General features: G+C 62.2%; 17 protein-coding genes. 13 read left to right on the plus strand and 4 right to left on the minus strand.

The window, feature by feature from the left end; translation table 11 throughout:
* Positions 1 to 166: 166 nt before the first annotated feature.
* Positions 167 to 2,311, plus strand: coding sequence for a methyl-accepting chemotaxis protein (locus WIN67_RS23470; RefSeq protein WP_110651419.1), 2,145 nt, complete (start codon positions 167 to 169; stop codon positions 2,309 to 2,311).
* 68 nt (positions 2,312 to 2,379) lie between these two features.
* On the opposite strand, the gene arcD (WIN67_RS23475) is transcribed toward WIN67_RS23470, so the two are convergent.
* Positions 2,380 to 3,807, minus strand: coding sequence for an arginine-ornithine antiporter (gene arcD, locus WIN67_RS23475; RefSeq protein ID WP_110594852.1), 1,428 nt, complete (start codon positions 3,805 to 3,807; stop codon positions 2,380 to 2,382).
* 451 nt (positions 3,808 to 4,258) lie between these two features.
* Here arcD (WIN67_RS23475) and arcD (WIN67_RS23480) point away from each other — a divergent pair, with 451 nt between their 5' ends.
* From arcD (WIN67_RS23480) to WIN67_RS23535, 12 genes are all read left to right on the plus strand, one after another.
* The gene (arcD, locus tag WIN67_RS23480; RefSeq protein WP_115580751.1) at positions 4,259 to 5,686 is read left to right on the plus strand and encodes an arginine-ornithine antiporter; all 1,428 of its coding nucleotides are present in this window, start codon (positions 4,259 to 4,261) and stop codon (positions 5,684 to 5,686) included.
* A 52-nt stretch (positions 5,687 to 5,738) separates the two neighbouring features.
* Positions 5,739 to 6,995: an arginine deiminase gene (arcA, locus tag WIN67_RS23485; RefSeq protein WP_102860582.1), complete on the plus strand. Its 1,257-nt coding sequence runs from the start codon at positions 5,739 to 5,741 to the stop codon at positions 6,993 to 6,995.
* A 77-nt stretch (positions 6,996 to 7,072) separates the two neighbouring features.
* The gene (locus WIN67_RS23490; RefSeq protein WP_015636749.1) at positions 7,073 to 8,083 is read left to right on the plus strand and encodes an ornithine carbamoyltransferase; all 1,011 of its coding nucleotides are present in this window, start codon (positions 7,073 to 7,075) and stop codon (positions 8,081 to 8,083) included.
* 59 nt (positions 8,084 to 8,142) lie between these two features.
* Entirely contained in the window at positions 8,143 to 9,072 is a 930-nt protein-coding gene (arcC, locus tag WIN67_RS23495) for a carbamate kinase (RefSeq protein ID WP_102860581.1), read from the plus strand.
* 71 nt (positions 9,073 to 9,143) lie between these two features.
* A complete protein-coding gene (locus tag WIN67_RS23500; protein ID WP_102860580.1) occupies positions 9,144 to 9,503 on the plus strand; it encodes a DUF5064 family protein in 360 nt (119 codons plus the stop codon).
* Between the two features lie 125 nt (positions 9,504 to 9,628).
* A complete protein-coding gene (locus WIN67_RS23505; RefSeq protein ID WP_102880674.1) occupies positions 9,629 to 11,137 on the plus strand; it encodes a sigma-54-dependent transcriptional regulator in 1,509 nt (502 codons plus the stop codon).
* A 415-nt stretch (positions 11,138 to 11,552) separates the two neighbouring features.
* A complete protein-coding gene (gcvH, locus tag WIN67_RS23510) occupies positions 11,553 to 11,936 on the plus strand; it encodes a glycine cleavage system protein GcvH (protein WP_102860578.1) in 384 nt (127 codons plus the stop codon).
* Between the two features lie 10 nt (positions 11,937 to 11,946).
* Positions 11,947 to 14,802, plus strand: a complete 2,856-nt coding sequence (gene gcvP, locus WIN67_RS23515; protein ID WP_339070101.1) for an aminomethyl-transferring glycine dehydrogenase — start codon at positions 11,947 to 11,949, stop codon at positions 14,800 to 14,802.
* 180 nt (positions 14,803 to 14,982) lie between these two features.
* Positions 14,983 to 16,359, plus strand: a complete 1,377-nt coding sequence (locus WIN67_RS23520) for an L-serine ammonia-lyase (RefSeq protein ID WP_273922999.1) — start codon at positions 14,983 to 14,985, stop codon at positions 16,357 to 16,359.
* Positions 16,360 to 16,399: 40 nt separating this feature from the next.
* The gene (gene gcvT, locus WIN67_RS23525; RefSeq protein ID WP_102860575.1) at positions 16,400 to 17,524 is read left to right on the plus strand and encodes a glycine cleavage system aminomethyltransferase GcvT; all 1,125 of its coding nucleotides are present in this window, start codon (positions 16,400 to 16,402) and stop codon (positions 17,522 to 17,524) included.
* A 392-nt stretch (positions 17,525 to 17,916) separates the two neighbouring features.
* Positions 17,917 to 18,129, plus strand: coding sequence for a cold-shock protein (locus WIN67_RS23530; protein ID WP_007977299.1), 213 nt, complete (start codon positions 17,917 to 17,919; stop codon positions 18,127 to 18,129).
* Positions 18,130 to 18,225: 96 nt separating this feature from the next.
* Positions 18,226 to 18,714, plus strand: a complete 489-nt coding sequence (locus tag WIN67_RS23535) for an RDD family protein (protein ID WP_102880677.1) — start codon at positions 18,226 to 18,228, stop codon at positions 18,712 to 18,714.
* 63 nt (positions 18,715 to 18,777) lie between these two features.
* Here WIN67_RS23535 and nadA read toward each other — a convergent pair whose 3' ends face one another.
* From nadA to WIN67_RS23550, 3 genes are all read right to left on the minus strand, one after another.
* Complete coding sequence (gene nadA, locus WIN67_RS23540) at positions 18,778 to 19,836, minus strand: quinolinate synthase NadA (RefSeq protein ID WP_102860573.1); 1,059 nt, start codon at positions 19,834 to 19,836, stop codon at positions 18,778 to 18,780.
* Positions 19,837 to 20,167: 331 nt separating this feature from the next.
* A complete protein-coding gene (locus WIN67_RS23545) occupies positions 20,168 to 20,809 on the minus strand; it encodes a thioesterase domain-containing protein (RefSeq protein ID WP_339070102.1) in 642 nt (213 codons plus the stop codon).
* Positions 20,806 to 23,874, minus strand: a complete 3,069-nt coding sequence (locus WIN67_RS23550; RefSeq protein WP_339070103.1) for an AMP-binding protein — start codon at positions 23,872 to 23,874, stop codon at positions 20,806 to 20,808. The genes WIN67_RS23545 and WIN67_RS23550 overlap by 4 nt, the downstream gene beginning before the upstream one ends.
* Between the last annotated feature and the right edge of the window lie 4 nt (positions 23,875 to 23,878).

The following is a 23,878-nucleotide window of genomic DNA, read 5'->3' on the forward strand; positions in this document are numbered from 1 at the left end:
TGGTAAGCCGGCGCCTACGCGGCGAAGGCCTCATACCTACCGTTCGTCGGCTAAACCTCACGCAAAAGCAGGCCAAGCCGATGTTCCAAACATGGCGCTAAAAGGACTTGGCGACCGGAATCAACCGATTCCGTGCTTACCATCCGTCCTTTCGCGAGATCGCCTCATGCTCGACTCTCTCTCCATCCGCCTGAAAATCGTGCTGTTGTCCGGACTGTGCCTGTTGGGCGTGGTGGCGCTGATCGTCGGCATGAACATCTATCAAAGCCAGCAGAACAACCAACTGGTCAACACCTCCAGCACGCAGATGCTGACGGCCGGTGTCGAGGACCTGCTACAGGCCAAGGCAGCCGAACAAGCGGCACACATTCAGAAGACCTTCGGCGAAAGCCAGCTGGTAATCACCGCCCTGGCGGATCAGGTCCGGGACTTGCGAGACCTGGCCAACCAGCGCGGCCTGGATGCTGCAGCGCTGCGCGAAGAACTCAACCGCAGCCTGAAAACCGCCTTCGAGCGCAACCCCAAGGTGCTCGGCATCTGGCTCGCCTATGAGCCCAATGCCCTGGATGGCAAGGACAGCGAGTTCGCCAACGATGCCACCCGGGCCTCCAACGAGCGCGGACGTTTTGCTAGCTACTGGAGTCGCGCCGGCGGCCAGCAACTCAATACCGTGATGGCTGAGGAGGACATGACCAAGACCACCCTCAATCTCAGCGGCACACCCTACAACATCTGGTACACCTGCCCCCGGGACACCCGACGCATCTGCTTGCTCGATCCCTATGCCGACACCATCGGCCAGGACAAGAAACAAGTGCTGATGACCACCATCTCCCTGCCCCTGCTGGTGGACGGCAAGGTGCTGGGGGTGATTGGCGTCGACATCGCCCTGGACTCCCTGCAAGCCGCCGCTGTTGAGGCACAGCGGGACCTGTTCGACGGAGCCGGGCACATGATGATCCTCGCCGGTAGTGGGCTGCTGGCCGCTGTCGGCACCGATGCCGGCCAGGTCGGCAAGAACATCAATGAAACCCTTGGCGCCCAGGGCAAGGACATCCTCGCAACACTCAGCGGCAGCCCATCGAAAATCCTCCAGCAAGGCGACCTGATCCGCGCGGTCTATCCCTTCAGCCCGATTGCCGATGCCAAGGCCTGGGGCGTGACCATCGACCTGCCACAACAGGTACTGCTGGCGGACTCGGTCAAGCTGCAAACCCTGCTGGATCAAGCCCAGACCAGCGGCACCCTGAAAACCCTGCTGGTCGCCGTCGGTGCCGGCCTGCTGGGCCTGCTGTTGATGTGGCTCAGCGCCTCCGGCGTGACCCGGCCGATCAACAGCGTGGCGCAGATGCTCCAGGCCATCGCCAGCGGCGACGGCGACCTGACCCAGCGCCTGAACTACAGCAAGAAAGACGAACTGGGCGAGCTGGTGAGTTGGTTCAACCGTTTCCTCGACAAGCTGCAACCGACCATTGCCCAGATCAAGCAAAGCATCATCGAGGCCCGTGGCACCGCCGACCAGTCTTCGGAAATCGCCCGCCAGACCAGCGAAGGCATGCAAGTGCAGTTCCGCGAGATCGACCAGGTGGCCACCGCCTCCAACGAAATGAGCGCCACCGCCCACGAAGTCGCCAGCAGTGCGTCCAACGCCGCCCAGGCCGCCCGTGGCGCCGACCAGTCGGCCAAGGAAGGCATGAGCATCATCGAACGCAGCACCCGGGACATCAGCCTGCTGGCCGACGAGGTGAGCAAGGCGGTGGGTGAAGTCGAAGCCCTGGCGGTGAGCAGCGAGCAGATCGGCTCGGTGCTGGAGGTGATCCGCAGCATCGCCGAGCAGACCAACCTTCTGGCCCTCAACGCCGCCATCGAGGCGGCCCGTGCCGGAGAAAGCGGCCGCGGCTTCGCGGTGGTCGCCGATGAAGTGCGCAACCTGGCCAAGCGCACCCAGGACTCGGTGGAGGAAATCCGCGTGGTGATCGAACGCATCCAGAGCGGCACCCGCGATGTGGTCAGCACCATGCACGCCAGCCAGAGCCAGGCGCAGAACAACGCCGGGCAGATCCAGCAAGCGGTCCAGGCCCTGGGCAAGATCAGCGACGCGGTCACCGTGATCAGCGACATGAACCTGCAGATCGCCAGCGCCGCCGAGGAGCAGAGCGCGGTGGCCGAAGAGGTCAACCGCAACGTCTCGGCGATTCGCAGCGTGACCGAGACCCTGACCGAGCAAGCCAGCGAGTCGGCCCAGGTCAGCAGCCAGCTCAATGCCCTGGCGACCCAGCAGATGAAGCTGATGGATCAATTCCGGGTGTAACACCAGGCCTTGCCCCCAAGGTCAGGAGCGCTGTCGCTCAGGGACGATCGACAGCGGCGGCTGTTGCATCACAACTTCAGCAAGCCGCTGTACAACCCGTAAGCCGCCAACAACGCCCCCATGAGCACCGCGCTAAAAATCAGCTTCTCCAGCGCCGTGAACAACGGCTCGCCCTGCTCGCGCTTGGCCTTGGCGAACAGCACCACGCCGGGCGCATAGAGCAGCGCCGACAGCAGCAGGTACTTCAAGCCGCCGGCGTACAACAGCCAGATGGCGTAGCTCAGGGCCACGACGGCGATGAACAGGTCCTTCATCCGCTCCCGGGAGGCTTGCTCGTAGGTTTCCCCACGGCCGCTGAGCAACACCGCGTAGGCCGCCGACCACAGGTAGGGCACCAGGATCATCGACGATGCCAAATAGATCAGGCTGGTATAGGTGCCGGCGGAAAACAGGGTGATCAACAGGAAGATCTGGATCATCACGTTGGTCAGCCACAGTGCATTGACCGGCACATGGTTGGCGTTCTCCTTCTTCAGGAACGCCGGCATGGTCCGGTCCCGGGCGGTCGCATAGAGGATCTCCGCGCACAGCAGGGCCCAGGACAACAGCGCCCCCAGCAGGGAAATCGCCAGGCCAATGCTGATCAGCAAGGCGCCCCAGGGGCCGACGATATGTTCCAGCACCGCTGCCAGGGAAGGGTTCTGCAGCTTGGCCAGCTCCGGCTGGCTCATGATCCCCAGGGACAGCACATTCACCAGCACCAGCAGCGCCAGCACCCCCAGGAAGCCGATCACCGTGGCCCGTCCGACGTCCGCGCGTTTCTGCGCCCGGGCCGAGTAGACGCTGGCGCCCTCGATGCCGATGAACACGAATACCGTGACCAGCATCATGTTGCGCACCTGGTCCATCACCCCGCCAAAATTCGGATTGCTGCGGCCCCAGATATCGCGGGTGAAGATGTCGGCCTTGAACGCCACGGCCGCAATGACGATGAACATCACCAGCGGCACAATCTTCGCCACCGTGGTCAATTGGTTGATGAAGGCCGCCTCCTTGATCCCGCGCAGCACCAGAAAGTGCACGGCCCACAGCAGCAATGACGCACAACCGATGGCCACCGGGGTATTGCCCTGGCCGAACACTGGGAAGAAATAGCCCAGGGTGCTGAACAGCAGGACGAAGTAGCCGACGTTGCCCAGCCAGGCACTGATCCAGTAACCCCAGGCGGACGAGAAGCCCATGTAGTCGCCGAATCCGGCCTTGGCATAGGCATAGACTCCGGAATCCAGCTCCGGCTTGCGATTGGCCAGGGTCTGGAAAACGAACGCCAGGGTCAGCATGCCCACAGCGGTAATTCCCCAGCCGATCAGCACCGCACCGGCATCGGCCCGGGCGGCCATGTTCTGCGGCAGGGAAAAGATCCCACCGCCAATCATGGAACCCACGACCAGAGCGATCAGTGCACCGAGTTGAAGCTTCTGCGCCGGTTGTGTCATCCCTACCTCTGCCTCAGTGAGTCGATCTGGCGATAAACCTGAAGTTTATTAAATAACGTCTACAAACGTGCGTCTAACAGTAACAGTCAATTAATCATCCTTTATCCGCACTGGCTTTAGATACCCTGCAGAAGACACTGAATAACCGAGTGTTTTGTTCTGTAAATGTACTAAGTGCCATCATCAGTAAGTGATTAATAAACACCCGTAAAGATTTGCACATTCTGCAAAAGGGTCTAGTTTCAAACATCGTCGGTAATGAGAACCCCTACTGATTAGGAGATCACAAAGCGTCTGGAATGGCCCTTTCAGGGCAGCATTCTACCTCCCGCAATAAATCTTAAGTCATTCATTCACAACGGAATGTAGCGATGAACTGATCTAAGTCAGCTGTTCGGATTGCCAGCAGATTTACTCTGAAGTCTCTCTTCTCCTGCATTGGAGTCACGCAATGTCTGAATCCCCCGGTAAACTAAGACTGGGCGCCTTAGTCGCCCTGGTAGTGGGTTCCATGATTGGCGGCGGGATCTTCTCCTTACCGCAAAATATGGCAGCCAGCGCCGATGTCGGTGCAGTTCTTATTGGTTGGGCAATTACCGCTGTCGGCATGTTGACCCTGGCATTTGTCTTCCAGACCCTGGCCAATCGCAAACCTGATCTGGACGGTGGTGTATATGCCTACGCCAAGGCCGGATTCGGCGACTACATGGGCTTCTCGTCCGCGTGGGGCTACTGGATCAGCGCCTGGCTGGGCAACGTCGGCTATTTCGTCCTGCTGTTCAGCACCTTGGGCTATTTCTTCCCGATCTTCGGCGAGGGCAACACCCCGGCCGCAGTGATCGGCGCCTCGATCCTGCTCTGGGCGGTGCACTTCCTGGTGCTGCGCGGGATCAAGGAAGCGGCCTTCATCAACCTGGTGACCACGGTGGCCAAAGTGGTGCCGCTGTTGCTGTTCGTGCTGATTGCCCTGTTCGCCTTCAAGCTGGACATCTTCACCGCCGACATCTGGGGCGTGAAAAACCCGGACCTGGGCAGCGTGATGAACCAGGTGCGCAACATGATGCTGGTCACCGTCTGGGTGTTCATCGGCATCGAGGGCGCCAGCATCTTCTCCTCCCGGGCGGAAAAGCGCTCGGACGTGGGCAAGGCCACCGTCATCGGCTTCATCACCGTGCTGCTGTTCCTGGTGCTGGTGAACGTGCTGTCCCTGGGGATCATGACCCAGCCGGAACTGGCCAAGCTGCAGAACCCGTCCATGGCTGCCGTGCTGGAGCATGTGGTGGGCCACTGGGGCGCGGTGCTGATCAGCGTCGGCCTGATCATCTCGCTGCTGGGGGCGCTGCTGTCCTGGGTGCTGCTGTGTGCGGAGATCATGTTCGCCGCGGCCAAGGACCACACCATGCCGGAGTTCCTGCGCCGCGAGAACGCCAACCATGTACCGGCCAACGCCCTGTGGCTGACCAATGCCATGGTGCAGATCTTCCTGGTCATCACTCTGTTCTCGGCCAGCACCTACCTGTCGCTGATCTACCTCGCCACCTCGATGATCCTGGTGCCCTATCTGTGGTCCGCGGCCTACGCGGTGCTGCTGGCGGTACGCGGCGAAAGCTACGAACAAGCCCTGGCCGAGCGCAAGAAGGACCTGATCATCGGCGGCATCGCCCTGCTCTACGCGATGTGGCTGCTGTATGCCGGCGGGGTCAAGTACCTGCTGCTCTCGGCCCTGCTCTACGCCCCCGGCGTGGTGCTGTTCGCCAAGGCCAAGATGGAACTGCACAAACCGATTTTCACCAACGTCGAGAAGCTGATTTTTGCCGCGGTGGTCATAGGCGCCCTGGTGGCGGCCTACGGACTCTACGACGGCTTCCTGACCCTGTAACACCGCCTTTCAAGCAACACCCCGATTGTTTTGTCTCTGGAGGATCACAGTAATGACCACGGAAAAAGTTAAGTACGGCGTCCACTCCGAAGCCGGTAAACTGCGCAAAGTCATGGTTTGCTCCCCAGGCCTGGCCCACCAGCGGCTGACCCCGAACAACTGCGACGAACTGCTGTTCGATGATGTGCTGTGGGTGGCCCAGGCCAAACGCGACCATTTCGACTTCGTCACCAAGATGCGCGAGCGGGACATTGATGTGCTGGAAATGCACAACCTGCTGACCGACATCGTCGCCATCCCCGAAGCCCTGGACTGGATTCTGGAGCGCAAGATCACCGCCAATCAGGTCGGCCTGGGCCTGGTCAACGAAGTCGGCTCGTGGCTGCGCAGCCTGGAACCACGCAAGGTCGCCGAGTTCCTCATCGGCGGCGTCTCCGCCGACGACCTGCCCAGCAGCTTCGGCGGCAAGACCATCGAGATGTTCCGCGACTTCCTCGGCCACTCCAGCTTCATCCTGCCGCCGCTGCCCAACACTCAGTTCACCCGCGACACCACTTGCTGGATTTATGGCGGCGTGACCCTGAACCCGATGTACTGGCCGGCGCGACGTCAGGAAACCCTGCTGACCACTGCCATCTACAAATTCCACCCCGAGTTCACCCACGCCGACTTCCAGATCTGGTACGGCGACCCGGACCAGGAACACGGCAATGCCACCCTGGAAGGCGGCGACGTGATGCCGATCGGCAATGGCGTGGTCCTGATCGGCATGGGCGAACGCTCATCGCGCCAGGCCATCGGCCAACTGGCACTGAGCCTGTTCAAGCACAAGGCCGTGGAGCGCGTGATCGTTGCCGGCCTGCCGAAGTCCCGCGCGGCCATGCACCTGGATACCGTGTTCAGCTTCTGCGACCGCGACCTGGTCACAGTCTTCCCGGAAGTAGTGAGCCAGATCGTCGCCTTCAGCCTGCGCCCTGACGAAAGCAAACCGGGTGGCATTGACGTGCGCCGCGAAGAAACCAGCTTCCTCGACACCGTGGCCAAGGCCCTCAACCTCAAGGCCCTGCGCGTGGTGGAAACCGGTGGCAACAGCTTCGCCGCCGAACGCGAGCAATGGGACGACGGCAACAACGTGGTGGCCGTGGAGCCGGGCGTGGTCATCGGCTACGACCGCAACACCTACACCAACACCCTGCTGCGCAAGGCCGGGGTCGAGGTCATCACCATCAGCGCCGGCGAACTGGGTCGCGGCCGTGGCGGTGGCCACTGCATGACCTGCCCGATCATCCGCGATCCGATCGACTACTGAGCCTTTAGACGACACCCTCTCCGACCGCGCCTACCCGGCGCCGGTCGGACCGATTACCGAATCCGAGGAAATTAATCATGGCGTTCAACATCCACAACCGTAACCTGCTGAGCCTGGAACACCACACCCCACGCGAACTGCGCTACCTGCTGGACCTGTCCCGTGACCTCAAGCGCGCCAAGTACACCGGCACCGAGCAGCAGCACCTCAAGGGCAACAACATCGCCCTGATCTTCGAAAAGACCTCGACCCGCACCCGTTGCGCCTTCGAAGTGGCCGCCTATGACCAGGGCGCCAACGTCACCTACATCGACCCCAACTCGTCGCAGATCGGCCACAAGGAAAGCATGAAGGACACCGCCCGGGTGCTGGGGCGCATGTACGACGCCATCGAGTACCGCGGCTTCAAGCAGGAAATCGTCGAAGAACTGGCGAAATTCGCAGGCGTCCCGGTGTTCAACGGCCTGACCGACGAATACCACCCAACCCAGATGATCGCCGACGTGCTGACCATGCGTGAACACGCCGACAAGCCGATCCACGAGATCAGCTACGCCTACCTGGGGGACGCCCGCAACAACATGGGCAACTCGCTGCTGCTGGTGGGCGCCAAGCTCGGCATGGACGTGCGCATCTGCGCGCCCAAGGCCCTGTGGCCCCATGACGACCTGGTGCAGCGCTGCAAGCAATACGCCGAGGAAAGCGGTGCCCGCATCACCCTCACCGAAGACCCGAAGGCCGCGGTCAAGGGCGTGGACTTCATCCACACCGACGTCTGGGTCTCCATGGGCGAGCCGGTGGAAGCCTGGGCCGAGCGCATCGAGCAACTGCTGCCGTACCAGGTCAACGCCCAGCTGATGAAAGCCACCGGCAACCCGCGGACCAAGTTCATGCACTGCCTGCCGGCCTTCCACAACAGCGACACCAAGGTGGGCAAGCAGATCGCCGAGCAGTATCCGCACCTGGCCAACGGCATCGAAGTCACCGACGACGTATTTGAGTCCCCGGCCTGCATCGCCTTCGAGCAAGCGGAGAACCGCATGCACACCATCAAGGCGATCCTGGTTTCGACCCTGGCCGACCTCTAACCCGCCTCCCCTGCAGGTGCTGGCTTGCCAGCGCCTGCAACCTCTAGAAGGACTGCATTATGCGTATCGTCGTTGCACTGGGCGGTAACGCCCTGCTCCGCCGTGGTGAACCCATGACCGCGGACAACCAACGCGCCAATATCCGCATCGCCACCGAACAGATCGCCAAGATCCATCCCGGCAACCAGTTGGTGATTGCTCACGGCAATGGCCCGCAAGTGGGCCTGCTGTCGCTGCAGGCCGCCGCCTACACCCAGGTTTCGCCCTATCCGCTGGACGTGCTCGGTGCCGAGACCGAAGGCATGATCGGCTACATCATCGAACAGGAACTGGGCAACCTGCTGGACTTCGAGGTGCCCTTCGCCACCTTGCTGACCCAGGTGGAAGTGGACGCCAAGGACCCGGCCTTCAAGAACCCGACCAAGCCCATCGGCCCGGTCTACAGCCAGGAAGAGGCCGAGAAGCTGGCCAAGGAGAAAGGCTGGGCCATCGCCCCGGACGGCGACAAGTACCGCCGGGTGGTGGCCAGCCCGAAACCCAAGCGCATCTTCGAGATCCGCCCGATCAAGTGGCTGCTGGAAAAGAGCAGCATCGTGATCTGCGCCGGCGGTGGCGGCATTCCGACGATGTACGGCGAGGACGGCAAGCTCAAGGGCATCGAGGCGGTGATCGACAAGGACCTGTGTTCGGCGCTGCTGGCCGAGCAACTCGAAGCCGATCTGCTAGTGATCGCCACCGACGTCAACGCGGCATTCATCGACTTCGGCAAGCCGACCCAGAAGGCCATCGCCCAGGCCCACCCGGATGAAATGGACAAGCTGGGCTTTGCCGCCGGCTCCATGGGGCCCAAGGTCCAGGCCGCCTGCGAATTTGCCCGGCACACTGGCAAAGTCGCGGTGATCGGTTCACTCTCGGACATCGAAGCGATCGTCCAGGGCAAGGCCGGCACCCGCATCAGCACAGCGAAAACCGGCATCAGCTACCTGTAAGACGCTTGCTGTGAGAACACGGGGCAGGCCCGCTGCCTGCCCTCATTCAAAGCCCTGGAGGAGAGACGCCTATGGCCATGTTTGAGCCCGGTCACCTGCATATAGAGCGCCATGCGCTGAGCAAGGACGACTTCAGCTACAACCTGTGCATCGACTACGAACTGGCCCAGGACCCCAAGGAGGGTCATGGCATGCTGTTCACCCTGCACGGCACCATTGAAGACAAATCCTTGAAAGAGCAGTTCTTCCTGGCCAAGGACCTGGCCTTTGACTTCGCCCGTCACGCCACCCGCATCGCCCAGCAGTACGGCTTGCCCAAGAGCGCCAGCATTGCCTCCATGCACAAGTACTACGACGAGATGTTCGAAGACGTACGCAAGCAACTGAACGTCAAGCCCGGCGACCCGATCAACCCCGAACACCTGGCATGACCCCCCTTCTGTAGGAGCCGGCTTGCCGGTACGCCGGCTCCTACAACGCCCCCATCGATTTCGACTAAGGCCCTCGCCCAAGGCATACTGGCGCACTTCAGTGTCCCAGAATCTTCTGTCATCCCATGCGTATCCACGTCAGTTTCATCGACCGCGTCGGCATTACCCAGGAAGTCCTGGCCCTGCTGGGCGGACGCAATCTCAACCTGGATGCGGTGGAAATGGTGCCGCCCAACGTCTATATCGACGCCCCGACCCTGAGCCCCCAGGTACTGGAAGAGTTGCGTGATGCGCTATTCAACGTACAGGGCGTGCAGGCGGTAACGGTGGTCGATATCCTGCCCGGCCAGCGTCGCCACTTGCAGTTGGACGCCTTGCTGGCGGCCATGACCGATCCGGTACTGGCCCTGGACAGCGCCGGCAAGGTATTGCTGGCCAACCCGGCGCTGATCGCCCTGTATGGTCGTGAACCGGCGGGAGAAAGCGTCGCCGAACTGTTTGCCGATGCCGCACTGCTGGAGGCCCTGCTGGAAAACGGCTTTCGCCTGCCGCTGCGGGAAATCATGGTCAACGGACAGACGCTGCTGCTGGACGCCACGCCCATTACCGATGCCGGCGCGCTGCTGACCCTGTATCAACCCAACCGCATCGGCGAGCGACTCTCGGCCCTGCACCATGATCACGCCGAAGGCTTCGATGCCCTGCTCGGCGAATCCCCGGCAATTCGCACGCTCAAGGCCCGGGCCCAAAGGGTCGCGGCCCTGGATGCACCGCTGTTGATCCAAGGGGAAACCGGCACCGGCAAGGAGCTGGTGGCCCGCGCCTGCCACGCCATCAGCGCTCGGCACAGTGCGCCCTTCCTGGCCTTGAACTGCGCAGCACTGCCGGAAAACCTCGCCGAGAGCGAACTGTTCGGCTACGCCCCCGGGGCCTTTACCGGGGCCCAGCGCGGCGGCAAGCCGGGCCTGATGGAGCTGGCCAACCAGGGCACGGTGTTTCTCGATGAGATCGGCGAGATGTCGCCTTACCTGCAAGCCAAGCTGCTGCGTTTTCTCAATGACGGCAGCTTTCGCCGGGTCGGTGGCGATCGCGAGATCAAGGTCAATGTGCGCATCCTCAGCGCCACCCATCGTGACCTGGAAAAGATGGTCGGCGAAGGCAGCTTCCGCGAAGACCTGTTCTACCGCCTCAACGTATTGAATGTCGAAGTGCCGCCGCTGCGCGAACGTGGCCAGGACATCCTGCTGCTGGCCCGCTACTTCATGCAGCAGGCCTGCGCGCAGATCCAGCGCCCGGTGTGTCGCCTGACCCCGGGCACCTACCCCGCCCTGCTGGGCAACCGCTGGCCGGGCAACGTGCGGCAGTTGCAAAACGTGATCTTTCGCGCCGCTGCGATCTGCGAAAGCAACCTGGTGGATATCGGCGACCTGGACATCGCCGGCACCTCGGTGGCACGACAGAACGATACCGAAGTCGAGAGCCTGGAACAGGCAGTGGAAGCCTTCGAGAAGGAACTGCTGGAAAACCTCTACAGCAACTACCCTTCGACCCGGCAACTGGCCAACCGCCTGCAGACCTCCCATACCGCCATCGCCCATCGCCTGCGCAAATACGGCATCCCCAGCAAGGCCTGACCTGCCCCCTCACCCGTAGGAGCCGGCTCGCCGGCGAAGAGGCCCTCAAGCCCTGTGTCGCTCTTAAGGGTGCTTTCGCTGGCAAGCCAGCTCCTACCTCCCCGCCGCGTCTACCGTTCTAGAAACGACCTGCAACTGTACTGAAAGCGCTACAGCGGAACGATTTCGCTACACAGCCTTGTAATCGCTGCCGTGCAAGGCTTTGATCCTCAAAGCCTTTTTTCTACAGCATCAGGTGTAGCGATTTCGCTACACGCGAAAATTTCAGGCCAAAGAGAAAAACGCTCAAGCCATTGTTTTTAAAGGATTAAGTATTTATTGGCCGTGTTCTTGCTATGGACATTGCCATTCGGCTCGGCCCTGCACGAGCATTCAATCGCGTCCACCAGACGAGTCTGGCCCTTGAGGAGTTTCCATGAGCGAGTTGCGTTTTACTGAAGATCACGAATGGCTGCGTAGCGAAGCGGATGGCAGTGTCACCGTCGGCATCACGGCTTTCGCCCAGAACGCTCTGGGTGATGTGGTGTTTGTGCAACTGCCGGAGCTGCAGAGCTACGACAAGGGCGCCGAAGCCGCCACCGTGGAATCGGTAAAGGCCGCCAGCGGCGTGTACATGCCCCTGGACGGTGAAGTGGTCGCCACCAACCCGGCCTTGGAAGACAGCCCGGAACTGGTCAACGAAGATCCGCTGGGTGAAGGCTGGTTCTTCCGCTTCATTCCCGCCGATGCCGCCGCTGTCGGCCAACTGCTGGATCAGGACGCCTACGACCGCCTGATCAAAGCCAGCGCCGAAGCCTGAGGAGCCCGTCATGACCGTCAACCTGACTACCGCCAACGAATTCATCGCGCGCCACATCGGTCCGCGCCAGGGCGATGAGCAAGCCATGCTCAACAGCCTGGGCTTCGACTCCCTGGAAGCCCTGAGCGCCAGCGTGATTCCCGACAGCATCAAGGGCACCAGCGTGCTGGACCTGGGTCAGGGCCAGAGCGAAGCCCAGGCCCTGGCCTCGATCAAGGCCATCGCCGCCAAGAACCAACTGTTCAAGACCTACATCGGCCAGGGCTACTACAGCTGTCACACGCCTTCGCCGATCCTGCGCAACCTGCTGGAAAACCCGGCCTGGTACACCGCCTACACCCCCTACCAGCCAGAAATCTCCCAAGGTCGCCTGGAAGCCCTGCTGAACTTCCAGACCCTGATCAGCGACCTGACCGGCCTGCCGATCGCCAACGCCTCGCTGCTGGACGAAGGCACTGCCGCCGCCGAAGCCATGACTTTCTGCAAGCGCCTGAGCAAGAACAAGGGCAGCCACGCCTTCTTCGCTTCCGTGCATTGCCACCCGCAAACCCTGGACGTACTGCGCACTCGTGCCGAGCCCTTGGGGATCAACGTGGTGGTTGGCGATGAGCGCAAACTGACCGATGTCAGCCCGTTCTTCGGTGCTCTGCTGCAATATCCGGCGAGCAACGGCGACCTGTTCGACTACCGCGAACTGGCCGAGCGCTTCCACGCTGCCAACGCCCTGGTGGCCGTGGCCGCCGACCTGCTGGCCCTGACCCTGCTGACCCCGCCGGGCGAGTTCGGTGCCGACGTGGCCATCGGCAGCGCCCAGCGCTTCGGCGTGCCGCTGGGCTTCGGTGGTCCGCACGCGGCTTACTTCTCCACTCGCGATGCCTTCAAGCGCGACATGCCGGGCCGTCTGGTCGGTGTCTCTGTAGACCGTTTCGGCAAGCCGGCCCTGCGCCTGGCCATGCAGACCCGCGAGCAGCATATCCGCCGTGAAAAGGCCACCAGTAACATCTGCACCGCCCAGGTCCTGCTGGCCAATATCGCCAGCATGTATGCCGTGTATCACGGTCCCAAGGGCCTGATCCAGATTGCCCAGCGCACCCACCAACTGACCGCGATCCTGGCCAAGGGCCTGAAGGATCTGGGGCTGGCCGTGGAGCAGGACAACTTCTTCGACACCCTGAGCCTGCGCACCGGTGCCGATACCGCCGCGCTGCACGACAAGGCTCATGCCCGAGGCATCAACCTGCGGGTGATCGACGCCGAGCGCCTCGGTCTATCCCTGGACGAAACCACCACCCAGGCCGACGTTGAAGGCCTGTGGAACCTGCTGGGCGAAGGCAAGGCCGCGCCGGACTTCGCCGCCCTGGCGGCTGCGGTCACCAGCAGCATCCCCGCCGCCCTGGTCCGTCAGTCGGCAATCCTCAGCCACCCGGTGTTCAACCGCTATCACTCGGAAACCGAGCTGATGCGCTACCTGCGCAAATTGGCGGACAAGGACCTGGCCCTGGATCGCACCATGATCCCGCTGGGCTCCTGCACCATGAAGCTCAACGCCGCCAGCGAGATGATCCCGATCACCTGGGCCGAGTTCGGTGCTCTGCACCCCTTCGCTCCGGCCGAGCAGAGTGCTGGCTACCAGCAACTGACCACCGAGCTGGAAGCCATGCTCTGCGCCGCCACCGGCTACGACGCCGTCTCCCTGCAGCCCAACGCCGGCTCCCAGGGCGAGTACGCCGGTCTCCTGGCCATCCGCGCCTATCACCAGAGCCGTGGCGATGACCGTCGCGACATCTGCCTGATTCCTTCATCGGCCCACGGCACCAACCCGGCCACCGCCAACATGGCCGGCATGCGCGTGGTGGTCACCGCCTGCGACGCCCGCGGCAACGTCGATATTGAAGACCTGCGGGCCAAGGCCATCGAGCACCGCGAACACCTCGCCGCGCTGATGATCACTTACCCGTCGACCCACGGTGTGTTCGAAGAAGGCATCCGCGAAATCTGCGGCATCATTCATGACAACGGCGGCCAGGTGTACATCGACGGCGCCAACATGAACGCCATGGTCGGCCTCTGCGCGCCGGGCAAATTCGGTGGCGATGTGTCCCACCTGAACCTGCACAAGACCTTCTGCATTCCCCACGGTGGTGGCGGTCCGGGGGTTGGCCCGATCGGCGTCAAATCGCACCTGGCGCCTTTCCTGCCGGGCCACGCGGCGCTGGAACACAAGACAGGCGCGGTGTGTGCCGCACCGTTCGGCAGCGCCAGCATCCTGCCGATCACCTGGATGTACATCCGCATGATGGGCGGCGCCGGCCTCAAGCGCGCATCGCAGCTGGCCATCCTCAATGCCAACTACATTTCCCGGCGCCTGGAAGAGCACTACCCCGTGCTCTACACCGGCAGCAACGGCCTGGTGGCCCACGAATGCATCCTCGACCTGCGTCCTTTGAAAGACAGCAGCGGCATCAGCGTCGATGACGTGGCCAAGCGCCTGATCGATTTTGGCTTCCACGCGCCGACCATGTCGTTCCCGGTGGCCGGTACCCTGATGATCGAACCGACCGAAAGCGAATCCAAGGAAGAACTGGACCGCTTCTGCGACGCCATGATCCGCATCCGCGAGGAAATCCGCGCCGTGGAAAACGGCACTCTGGACAAGGACGACAACCCGCTGAAGAACGCTCCGCACACGGCAGCAGAACTGGTGGGCGAATGGTCCCATCCGTACAGCCGCGAGCAGGCCGTGTACCCAGTGGCATCGCTGATCGAAGGCAAGTACTGGCCGCCGGTTGGTCGGGTCGACAACGTGTTTGGCGACCGCAACCTGGTGTGCGCCTGCCCGTCGATCGAAAGCTACCAGGACGCCTAAGCCGTCCATCACAGGAGAGCCGTGCCCCTGCAGATACCGCGTATACCTGTAGGAGCCGGCTCGCCGGCGATGAGCAATAACGCATCAATCGGGCAGAGCAGCGGCGCCTGAATCGCGGGCAAGCCCGCTCCTGCAAGTGCCTGCTTGCCGATCAATACAATAAGAAACCGGAGAACCAACATGTCCCTGAGCGTGTTCGACCTGTTCAAGATTGGCATCGGCCCCTCCAGTTCCCACACCGTCGGCCCGATGCGCGCCGCCGCGCGTTTTGTCGAAGGCCTGCGGCGCGATCAACTGCTGGCCAGCACCACCTGCGTCAAAGTCGAGCTGTACGGCTCGCTGGGCGCCACCGGTAAAGGCCATGGCAGCGACAAGGCGGTGCTGCTGGGCCTGGAAGGTGAACACCCGGACACCGTGAACACCGAAAACATCGCCGCTCGCCTGCAGCAAATACGCGGCAGCGGACGTATCGATCTGCTCGGCGAACACAGCATTGCGTTCAATGAGAAAGAACACCTGGCAATGATCCGCAAACCCCTGGCCTATCACCCCAACGGCATGATCTTTCGCGCCTTCGATAACGCCGGCCTGCAGATCCGTAGCCGTGAGTATTACTCCGTTGGCGGCGGTTTCGTGGTCGACGAAGACGCCGCCGGCGCCGACCGCATTGTCGAAGACACCACCCGTTTGACCTTTCCTTTCAGGAACGCCAAGGAGCTGCTGCAGCACTGCAGCACCTACGGCTTGTCCATCAGCCAGGTGATGCTGACCAACGAAAGCGCCTGGCGCCCGGAAGCGGAAACCCGTGCCGGGCTGCTGAAGATCTGGCAGGTGATGCAGGACTGCGTGGACGCCGGTTGTCGCAATGAAGGGATTCTGCCCGGCGGACTCAAGGTCAAGCGCCGCGCCGCCGCCTTGCATCGCCAACTGTGCAAACACCCGGAAGCGGCACTGCGCGATGCCCTGTCAGTACTGGACTGGGTCAACCTCTACGCCCTGGCGGTGAATGAAGAAAACGCCAACGGCGGGCGAGTGGTCACCGCCCCTACCAATGGCGCGGCCGGAATCATTCCGGCGGTACTGCATTACTACATGCGCTTCATCCCCGGGGCCAACGAAGACGGGGTGGTGCGTTTTCTCCTCACGGCTGCGGCCATCGGCATTCTGTACAAGGAAAACGCCTCGATCTCCGGCGCCGAAGTCGGCTGCCAGGGCGAAGTGGGCGTGGCCTGTTCGATGGCGGCCGGAGCCCTGTGCGAGGTGCTCGGGGGTAGCGTGCAGCAGGTGGAGAACGCGGCGGAAATCGGCATGGAACACAATCTCGGATTGACCTGCGACCCGATTGGCGGCCTGGTCCAAGTGCCCTGCATCGAGCGCAACGCCATGGGTTCGGTCAAAGCCATCAACGCGGTGCGCATGGCCCTGCGCGGCGACGGGCAGCATTTCGTCTCCCTGGACAAGGTCATTCGCACCATGCGCCAGACCGGCGCCGACATGAAAAGCAAATACAAGGAAACCGCCCGTGGCGGTCTGGCCGTGAACATTATCGAGTGCTGATGCCCAAGCGACGCATCCGCACATTTTTCAGGAGTTGCCCATGTCCACCGAAACACTGTTGAAAACCCCATTGCACAGCCTGCACCTGGAACTCGGCGCCCGCATGGTGCCGTTCGCCGGCTACGACATGCCGGTGCAGTACCCGCTTGGGGTAATGAAAGAGCATCAGCACACCCGTGAGCACGCTGGTCTGTTCGATGTGTCCCACATGGGGCAGATCCGCTTGAGCGGCGCCAATGCCGCCCAGGCTCTGGAAACCCTGGTGCCGGTAGACATCATCGACTTGCCGGTGGGCATGCAGCGCTACGCCATGTTCACCAACGAACAGGGCGGTATCCTCGATGACCTGATGGTCGCCAACCTGGGCGACGGGCAACTGTTCCTGGTGGTCAACGCCGCGTGCAAGGAGCAGGACCTGGCCCATCTGCGCCAGCACATCGGCGATCAATGCGACATCCAACCCCTGTTCGAAGAACGCGCCCTGCTGGCACTACAAGGACCGGCAGCAGTCACCGTACTGGCACGCCTGGCGCCGGAAGTGGCGCAGATGACCTTCATGCAGTTCAAGCCGGTGCAGGTGCTGGGCGCCGACTGTTTTGTCAGCCGTTCGGGTTACACCGGGGAGGACGGCTTCGAAATCTCGGTACCGGCTGATCAGGCGGAAAAACTTGCCCGGGCGCTGTTGGCCGAGCCGGAAGTGGCGGCCATTGGGCTGGGCGCCCGTGACTCCCTGCGCCTGGAAGCCGGCCTGTGCCTATATGGCCACGATATGAACAGCGACACCACGCCGATCCAGGCCAGCCTGCTGTGGGCTATCTCCAAGGTCCGCCGTGCCGATGGTGCCAGGGCTGGCGGTTTCCCAGGCGCCCAGGCGATCTTTGCCCAACAGCAAGATGGCGTCAGTCGCAAACGCGTCGGCCTGCTGCCCCAGGAACGGACACCGGTACGAGAAGGCGCGGAAATCGTCGACGCCGAAGGCAACATCATCGGTAGCGTCTGCAGCGGCGGCTTCGGCCCCACCTTGGGCGGTCCATTGGCCATGGGTTACCTCGACGTGAAGCACAGTGCACTTGATACGCCGGTTGCTGCGATAGTTCGTGGGAAAAAGGTGCCAATGCTTGTAAGCAAAATGCCATTCGTGCCACAACGCTACTACCGTGGCTAAAGGACTGTTTCTATAAGTAACGCGGTTGCGTTAGAAGTGCACTAATCTGTAACGCAACCGCCATAAAACAGTGCATATTTTCGATACTGAACGCTACTTATAACGCCCGAAAACAATTGAACAACTCTATCGAATAAGCCCTGCACGCTAGTTCCGCCAAACCTCGGAAAGCTGAGTAAAACCGGGGCTTCGCGGGGCTTGTTTTTTCTCCCATAGTTGGCGTAGAGTTTCCCCACTGTGTTTGCATGGGTCGCTTGGAATCGTGACCTGGGCAGTAGCTAACAAGTTTGCTACAACCCGTTCGACGTCTCTTACTTTCCTGCAACCCAGCCCAGTACTCTTTCATGAGGAAGAGACTGTCATTAATTTTTTAGCGTCAAAGGAAATAAGAAATGTCCCAACGTCAGAGCGGTACCGTCAAGTGGTTTAACGACGAGAAAGGTTTTGGTTTTATCACTCCAGAAAGCGGTCCGGATCTGTTCGTACACTTCCGCGCCATTCAGGGCAACGGCTTCAAGAGCCTGAAAGAAGGCCAAAAAGTGACCTTCATCGCTGTGCAAGGCCAGAAAGGCATGCAGGCTGACGAAGTACAAGCAGAAGCTTAATCGTCTGTAACGAAAAAGCCCCTGATGCTGACATCAGGGGCTTTTTTGTGCGCGCAATTCCGTAAAATGGCTTCTTTTTTCAGTCGAGAGCCTGTCATGTCGAAACATCTGCTAAGCCCCCAAGGCGAATTCCCCGCCGCCGGTCTGGGTCGTCGCCTGGCAGCGATGTTCTATGATTTTCTACTCTGCGTCGCCCTGCTGATTGTCACGGGCGGCCTCTACAAACTGATCCAGATGCAAATCATCGGCGAAACGCGGATGCGCGCCCTGACCGAGTCTGGAGCCCTGGACGGCGATCCACTGTACTCAACCGTACTGCTGTTCGTGCTGTTCGGTTTCTTCGCCAAGTTCTGGACCCATTCCGGACAGACCCTGGGCATGCAAGTCTGGGGCATTCGGGTGCAGAACGCCGATGGCAGCCGCATCAGCCTGTGGCAGGCGCTGTTGCGTTTCATGGTGTCCATCGCGTCCTGGCTGTGCGCCGGCCTGGGCTTCTTCTGGGTGCTGGTGGACAAGCAGAAACGCAGCTGGCACGACATCTATTCCAATACCCAGCTGGTGCGTATCCCCAAGAAAAAGAAATAGCCCGCCACTCACAAAAACGCCCCGACAGATCGGGGCGTTTTCATGACCACGGGAGAAAGCCGATCAGGCGTTACCCGCCAGTTTCATCCGCGCCGCCTGGGTAAAGTCCAGCATGCGCTTGAGCGGCCGAACCGCATTAGGGATCAGCGCCGGGTCCACATGGATCTCGTTGCTGCCCTGCTGCAGGCACTGCAAGGTGCGCTCAAGGGTATTCATGGCCATCCACGGGCAATGGGCGCAACTGCGGCACGCCGCGCCGTTACCGGCAGTAGGCGCCTCGATGAACACCTTGTCCGGGCACAGCTGCTGCATCTTGTAGAAGATGCCGCGGTCGGTAGCGACGATGAAGGTCTTGTTCGGCAAGCGCTGTGCGGCCGCGATCAACTGGCTGGTGGAGCCAACGGCGTCAGCCAGATCGATCACCGAACTGGGGGACTCCGGGTGCACCAGGATCGCCGCCTCTGGGTACAGCGCCTTCATGTCTTCCAGTTGCTTGGACTTGAACTCTTCATGAACGATGCATGCACCGTCCCAGAGCAGCATGTCGGCACCGGTCTGGCGCTGGATGTAAGTACCCAGGTGCTTGTCCGGCCCCCAGATGATCTTCTCGCCGTTATCCATCAGGCTTTCGACGATCTCCAGGGCGCAGCTGGAGGTGACCACCCAATCGGCGCGGGCTTTGACCGCTGCCGAGGTGTTGGCATACACCACCACGGTACGCTCGGGATGCTGATCGCAAAAAGCCGAGAACTCATCCACCGGGCAACCCAGATCGAGAGAGCAAGTGGCTTCCAGCGTCGGCATCAGCACGCGTTTTTCAGGATTGAGAATCTTCGCCGTTTCCCCCATGAAGCGGACACCGGCAACCACGACGGTCTTGGCCGGATGGGCATTGCCGAAGCGCGCCATTTCCAGGGAGTCGGAAACACAGCCACCGGTTTCTTCGGCCAGGGCCTGAATCACCGGATCACAATAGAAATGTGCAACCAGCACCGCATCCTGAGCCTTGAGCTCGGCAGCGATGGCGGTACGCAGATGGGCCTCTTGCTCAGCGCTCAAGGGTTTGGGCTGCTTGGCGTCGAGGTGGGCTTGAACCAGAAGGCGTTCAGAAATTTGCGTCATGTTCGCAAGACCTGCAGGCGCTTGGGCGCGAAAGTCGAGTATACCACCGGCTCCGGACCGCTTAGGGCCCCGCCGGGAGAGTGAGTTCATCAGGTACGGACAGCATTGGAGCCGCGCAAGGCTACAGAATATCCAGGGTATTCAAAAGCCTATTCTGCCTAACAGCCACGCCCTGCCCCACCGGCTCCGTATCTGCCCCGGGCGCGTTCAAGACGCGCCTGGACCGTCGGTCGGGCCGAACACTACCCAGCCCCGGTCCGGCATGCACCACCAGGAGGTGCAAGGAACGACCCGACGGGAACTTCCCCCACCTCGAACAGCCCACAACCGCTCACCAAGCGATTCGCGGCAGGGCGCTGCGATCCAGAAGCCAGGTCGCCACATCAGGGCTGTTGATCACTGAAGCATGGTGACTCCGCTCATCCCGCCAGTAGCGATTGTCCTGGGCCGGATCGAGGCCCAAGCCCTGGGCCAGCGCCTCGGCGCTGCGGCCAGCGGACAACAGCACATCCACCGCGCGCCCCTTCAGCGACACGGCCTGCCACTCAGAGAGCAGCAGGATATTGCCGTGGACACAGTCGCGGCTGACCAACTGCGCATCCACCAGGTCGTCGATGTAGTCGTACTGCGGGTCGGCTTCCAGGCGTTGAGCAATGGCGGCCGGGTCCAGTCCCCGTAGCTCCGCCAGCCGTGGCGGGTCCACCAGCAATACGGGCTGCGGCGCGCTCGCCGCGGTCCGCTGTGCCACGCAACAAGCGGCTACATAGGCGCCGAAGGAGTAACCCAGTACCGCGTCCACTGTACTCAGGTCATGCTCCTGGGCAATGTCTCGCGCCAGGGCGCCGACACTGGAATAGGGCCAGTAGTCGCTGTAGTTGACCTGCACCAGCGACACCCGCCCCTTGAGCGCCCGCCCCAGGGCAGAAAAACAGATCGGATGGCCGACAAAGTCGGGAAAGCAGATCAGCTTCATCCCCGTTCCCCCGCCGCAACAAAAGACTCAAGGAAGGCCCGGGCCTGCGGCTCTGGCAAATAGCTGTTGAGCAGCACCTCGCAGTCCTGGGCCGACTTGACCACCGTCAGATCGAGCAGGGTCTTGGGCCACTCCGTGACTGGGTTGGCGATTCGGGTATGCAGCCACTGTGCATCACTGGCCGGCAGCTCGACAAAGTTGCACAGGAACGCTGGAGCAAAACCGTACAAGCCCAGCGCAGCGAGTATCTCCTCATAGCCGAGCGCCGCTCGGGCCAGCTTGGCATTCAGGTAGTCCATAGCGGCTTGCGGCTCGCAACCCTGGGCAAATCGCCCCGCTGTCAGCGGCACCGGCACGGTGTAAGTGGAAAAACCGCTGATCACCGCCTGCTCGGCCCAGGCGAACAGCAGATTGACAATCGGCGCCTCAATTCCCAGTCCCCCGACACAGCCCTGGCGAAACGCCTGCAACAGGTGGAACAGACGTTGCGGCGAGGCCAGCTTCATCGGGTCCATGGCCAGCCGCGTCCGCATCTGTACCGGCTGGGCGATGGCCGCCGGCACCGCGACATCGGCCAGCGGCGCATACTCCTCGGCCTCCTGCTCCCAGGCCTCGGTGCCGCCATCTGCCAGGCGTTCATAGTCCTCGACCTGCATCAGGTTGTTGCCAATAAAGGAGAAATCAGCCCCCTCCGGCATCGACTGCGGGTCCTGCGCCAACTGCTCAACGCTGCGCAGCAAGCTCAGTTGTCCAACGTGGTTGCCGAGAATGTGATGCAGCCAAAGCCCCAGATGCAGCACGCCGTCAATGCGCACCTTGAACAGGCTGCACAGGTCCTGTTCGAACAATGACAGCGGCCGCTGGAGGAAGTGTTCCACACAGGCCTCCTGGCTGGGGAACTCCGCCACGGCGTCCAGCCAAAGGCGCGCCGGCGGCTCGGGAGCCAGGTCGAAACAGTACTCGCCCTCGACCCGGGCCACTCGGCAGCCCGCTAGCGGATAACGCTGCTTCAGCCCCTGGGCCAGCGTCGCCAGGTCCACTCCGGCGGCCGGTAACTGCTCGGGCCGGAACAGATAGAGCACGTTGTTGGCCCGCAGGTCCTTGTGCAACAGCTCGGCATACACCATCGACAACTGGCTCTTGTTCAGGCCGATCCAGCGACTGTCGCCAGCCGCCTGCAACGGCTCGGGAACGTTGCGCAGCGCCTCCCGGGCCTGGCTGGCGGAGGTGGCGCGGACCACGGCAAAACGCCCCAGGTGGCTGTTGATCGAAAACCCTGCATGGGCTTCGGACAGCGACTCCTGCTGCAGTGGCGTGACGTAGTACTGCTCGGTGCCCCTTTCCAGCAACGGCGCCAAAACGGGCTGCGCCTGCAGCCAGTCCAGCAACTGCTGCAGGCTGCTCATGCGGTAGAACTGTTCCAGGCCCAGGCCCTCGCGGCCCAGGTGCCGGTTCACCGTATCCACCAGCTTGATTGCCCCCAGTGAGTTGCCTCCGTTGTCGAAGAAACTGCGCTGACGGTCATGAGCCAACACGCCAAAGCGCGCGAGAAAACGCCCCGCCGCCGAATCGTCCACGTCCCGGGGCCGATGCTCGCCGCACAGGCGCTGCTTCAGTTCAGCGATATCCAGCTTGCCGGACGCCCGCAGGGGAAAGCGTTCAAGCCCGACAAAGCGCTGCGGCAGCATGAACGGCGGCAGGCGTTGCCGACCATACTCGGCCAGCGCCCCAGGCTCGACACCGGGGGCTTCCAGGTACACCAGCAGCAACTGCGCCTCGCTCCCCCGATCATCCAGCAGTACCGCACAGTCGAGCATTCCCGGATAACGCTTGAAGGCCGCAGCCACCTCAGTCAACGACAGGCGCTGGCCACGCAACTTGATCTGGTCATCGCTGCGGCCGTGAAAGTGATACAGCCCCTGGCCATCGCGGGAAACCAGATCACCGCTGCGGTAGCAACGCAGAGTCTGGCCCTGCCACGGCCGTTCGATGAAGCGCTCCCGGGTCAGCGCCGCGTCCCCAAGATAACCGGGGGACAGCCCATCTCCGGCAATCAGCAATTCACCGGGCTCATCCACATCGCATTCCTGCCCGTCGGCCCGCACCAGCAGCAAGACAGCATCGTCCACGCCATGGCCGATGGGAATCTCCCGGGTGCTGTCAAAGTCCCGGGGAATGGCATAGACGCAAGTGCCCATGGTGTTTTCCGTGGGGCCATAACCGTTGTACAGCGTCAGCCCGTCGGCGGCGGCATAGGCCTGCTGGATATGCCCCGCGGACAGCACCTCACCGCCGACCATCAGCCGCTGGACACCCCGCAGCCAGTCGCGATCGATGTCGATGAAGGTGTTGAACAGGGTCGAGGTCAGCCACAGGCTGTCGACCCCGGCGTCATGGATGTAACGCCGCAGGTGCCCGAGGGTCAGCGGACCGGGGAAATGAATATGCAGCTCGCCGCCATTGAGCAGCGCGGTCCAGATCTCGAACTGCGAGGCATCGAAGGTCAGGTTCGAGGCATAGAGCATGCGAAAACCCGGCTGCAACGGAAAGTGTCGCGGGCGGTCGCAAAAGCCCAACACCCCGCGATGGGTGCAGGGAATGATCTTCGGTGCGCCAGTAGTGCCGCTGGAAAAGTTCACGTACACCGGCTCGGCACCGGTTAGCTGCGGCCAGCACGGCCGCTCATCCGTCGGCGCCAGCAATGGCTCCAGTGCCAGATACCCGGGGCCACCGGCAGCCTCCTGAGTGATGCGCCAATGCACGCCGCTGCGCTCGCAGACCGACTGGTTCCACTGGGGCGGATTGCTGCGGTCCAGATAGCAGTACGACAGGCCTGCCCGGACCATGCCCACCAGCAGCACCAGTTGCTCGATCGAACGCTCCACCTCCAGACCCAGGGTGCTGCCCGGCGACAGGCCGAGGCCCAGCAGCCGCGCCGCCACAGCGGCCGAGCGCTGCTCCAGCTCTCGGTAGCTGAGCCGTGCGCCGTTGCAGCTCAGCGCGGTGTCCGTGGCGTGGCGAGCGAAGACTTCATCCAGGCGCGAAGCAATAGATAGATGGCCCATGCCG

This window comes from Pseudomonas idahonensis (assembly GCF_037903935.1).
Classification (GTDB): Bacteria; Pseudomonadota; Gammaproteobacteria; order Pseudomonadales; family Pseudomonadaceae; genus Aquipseudomonas; species Aquipseudomonas danubii.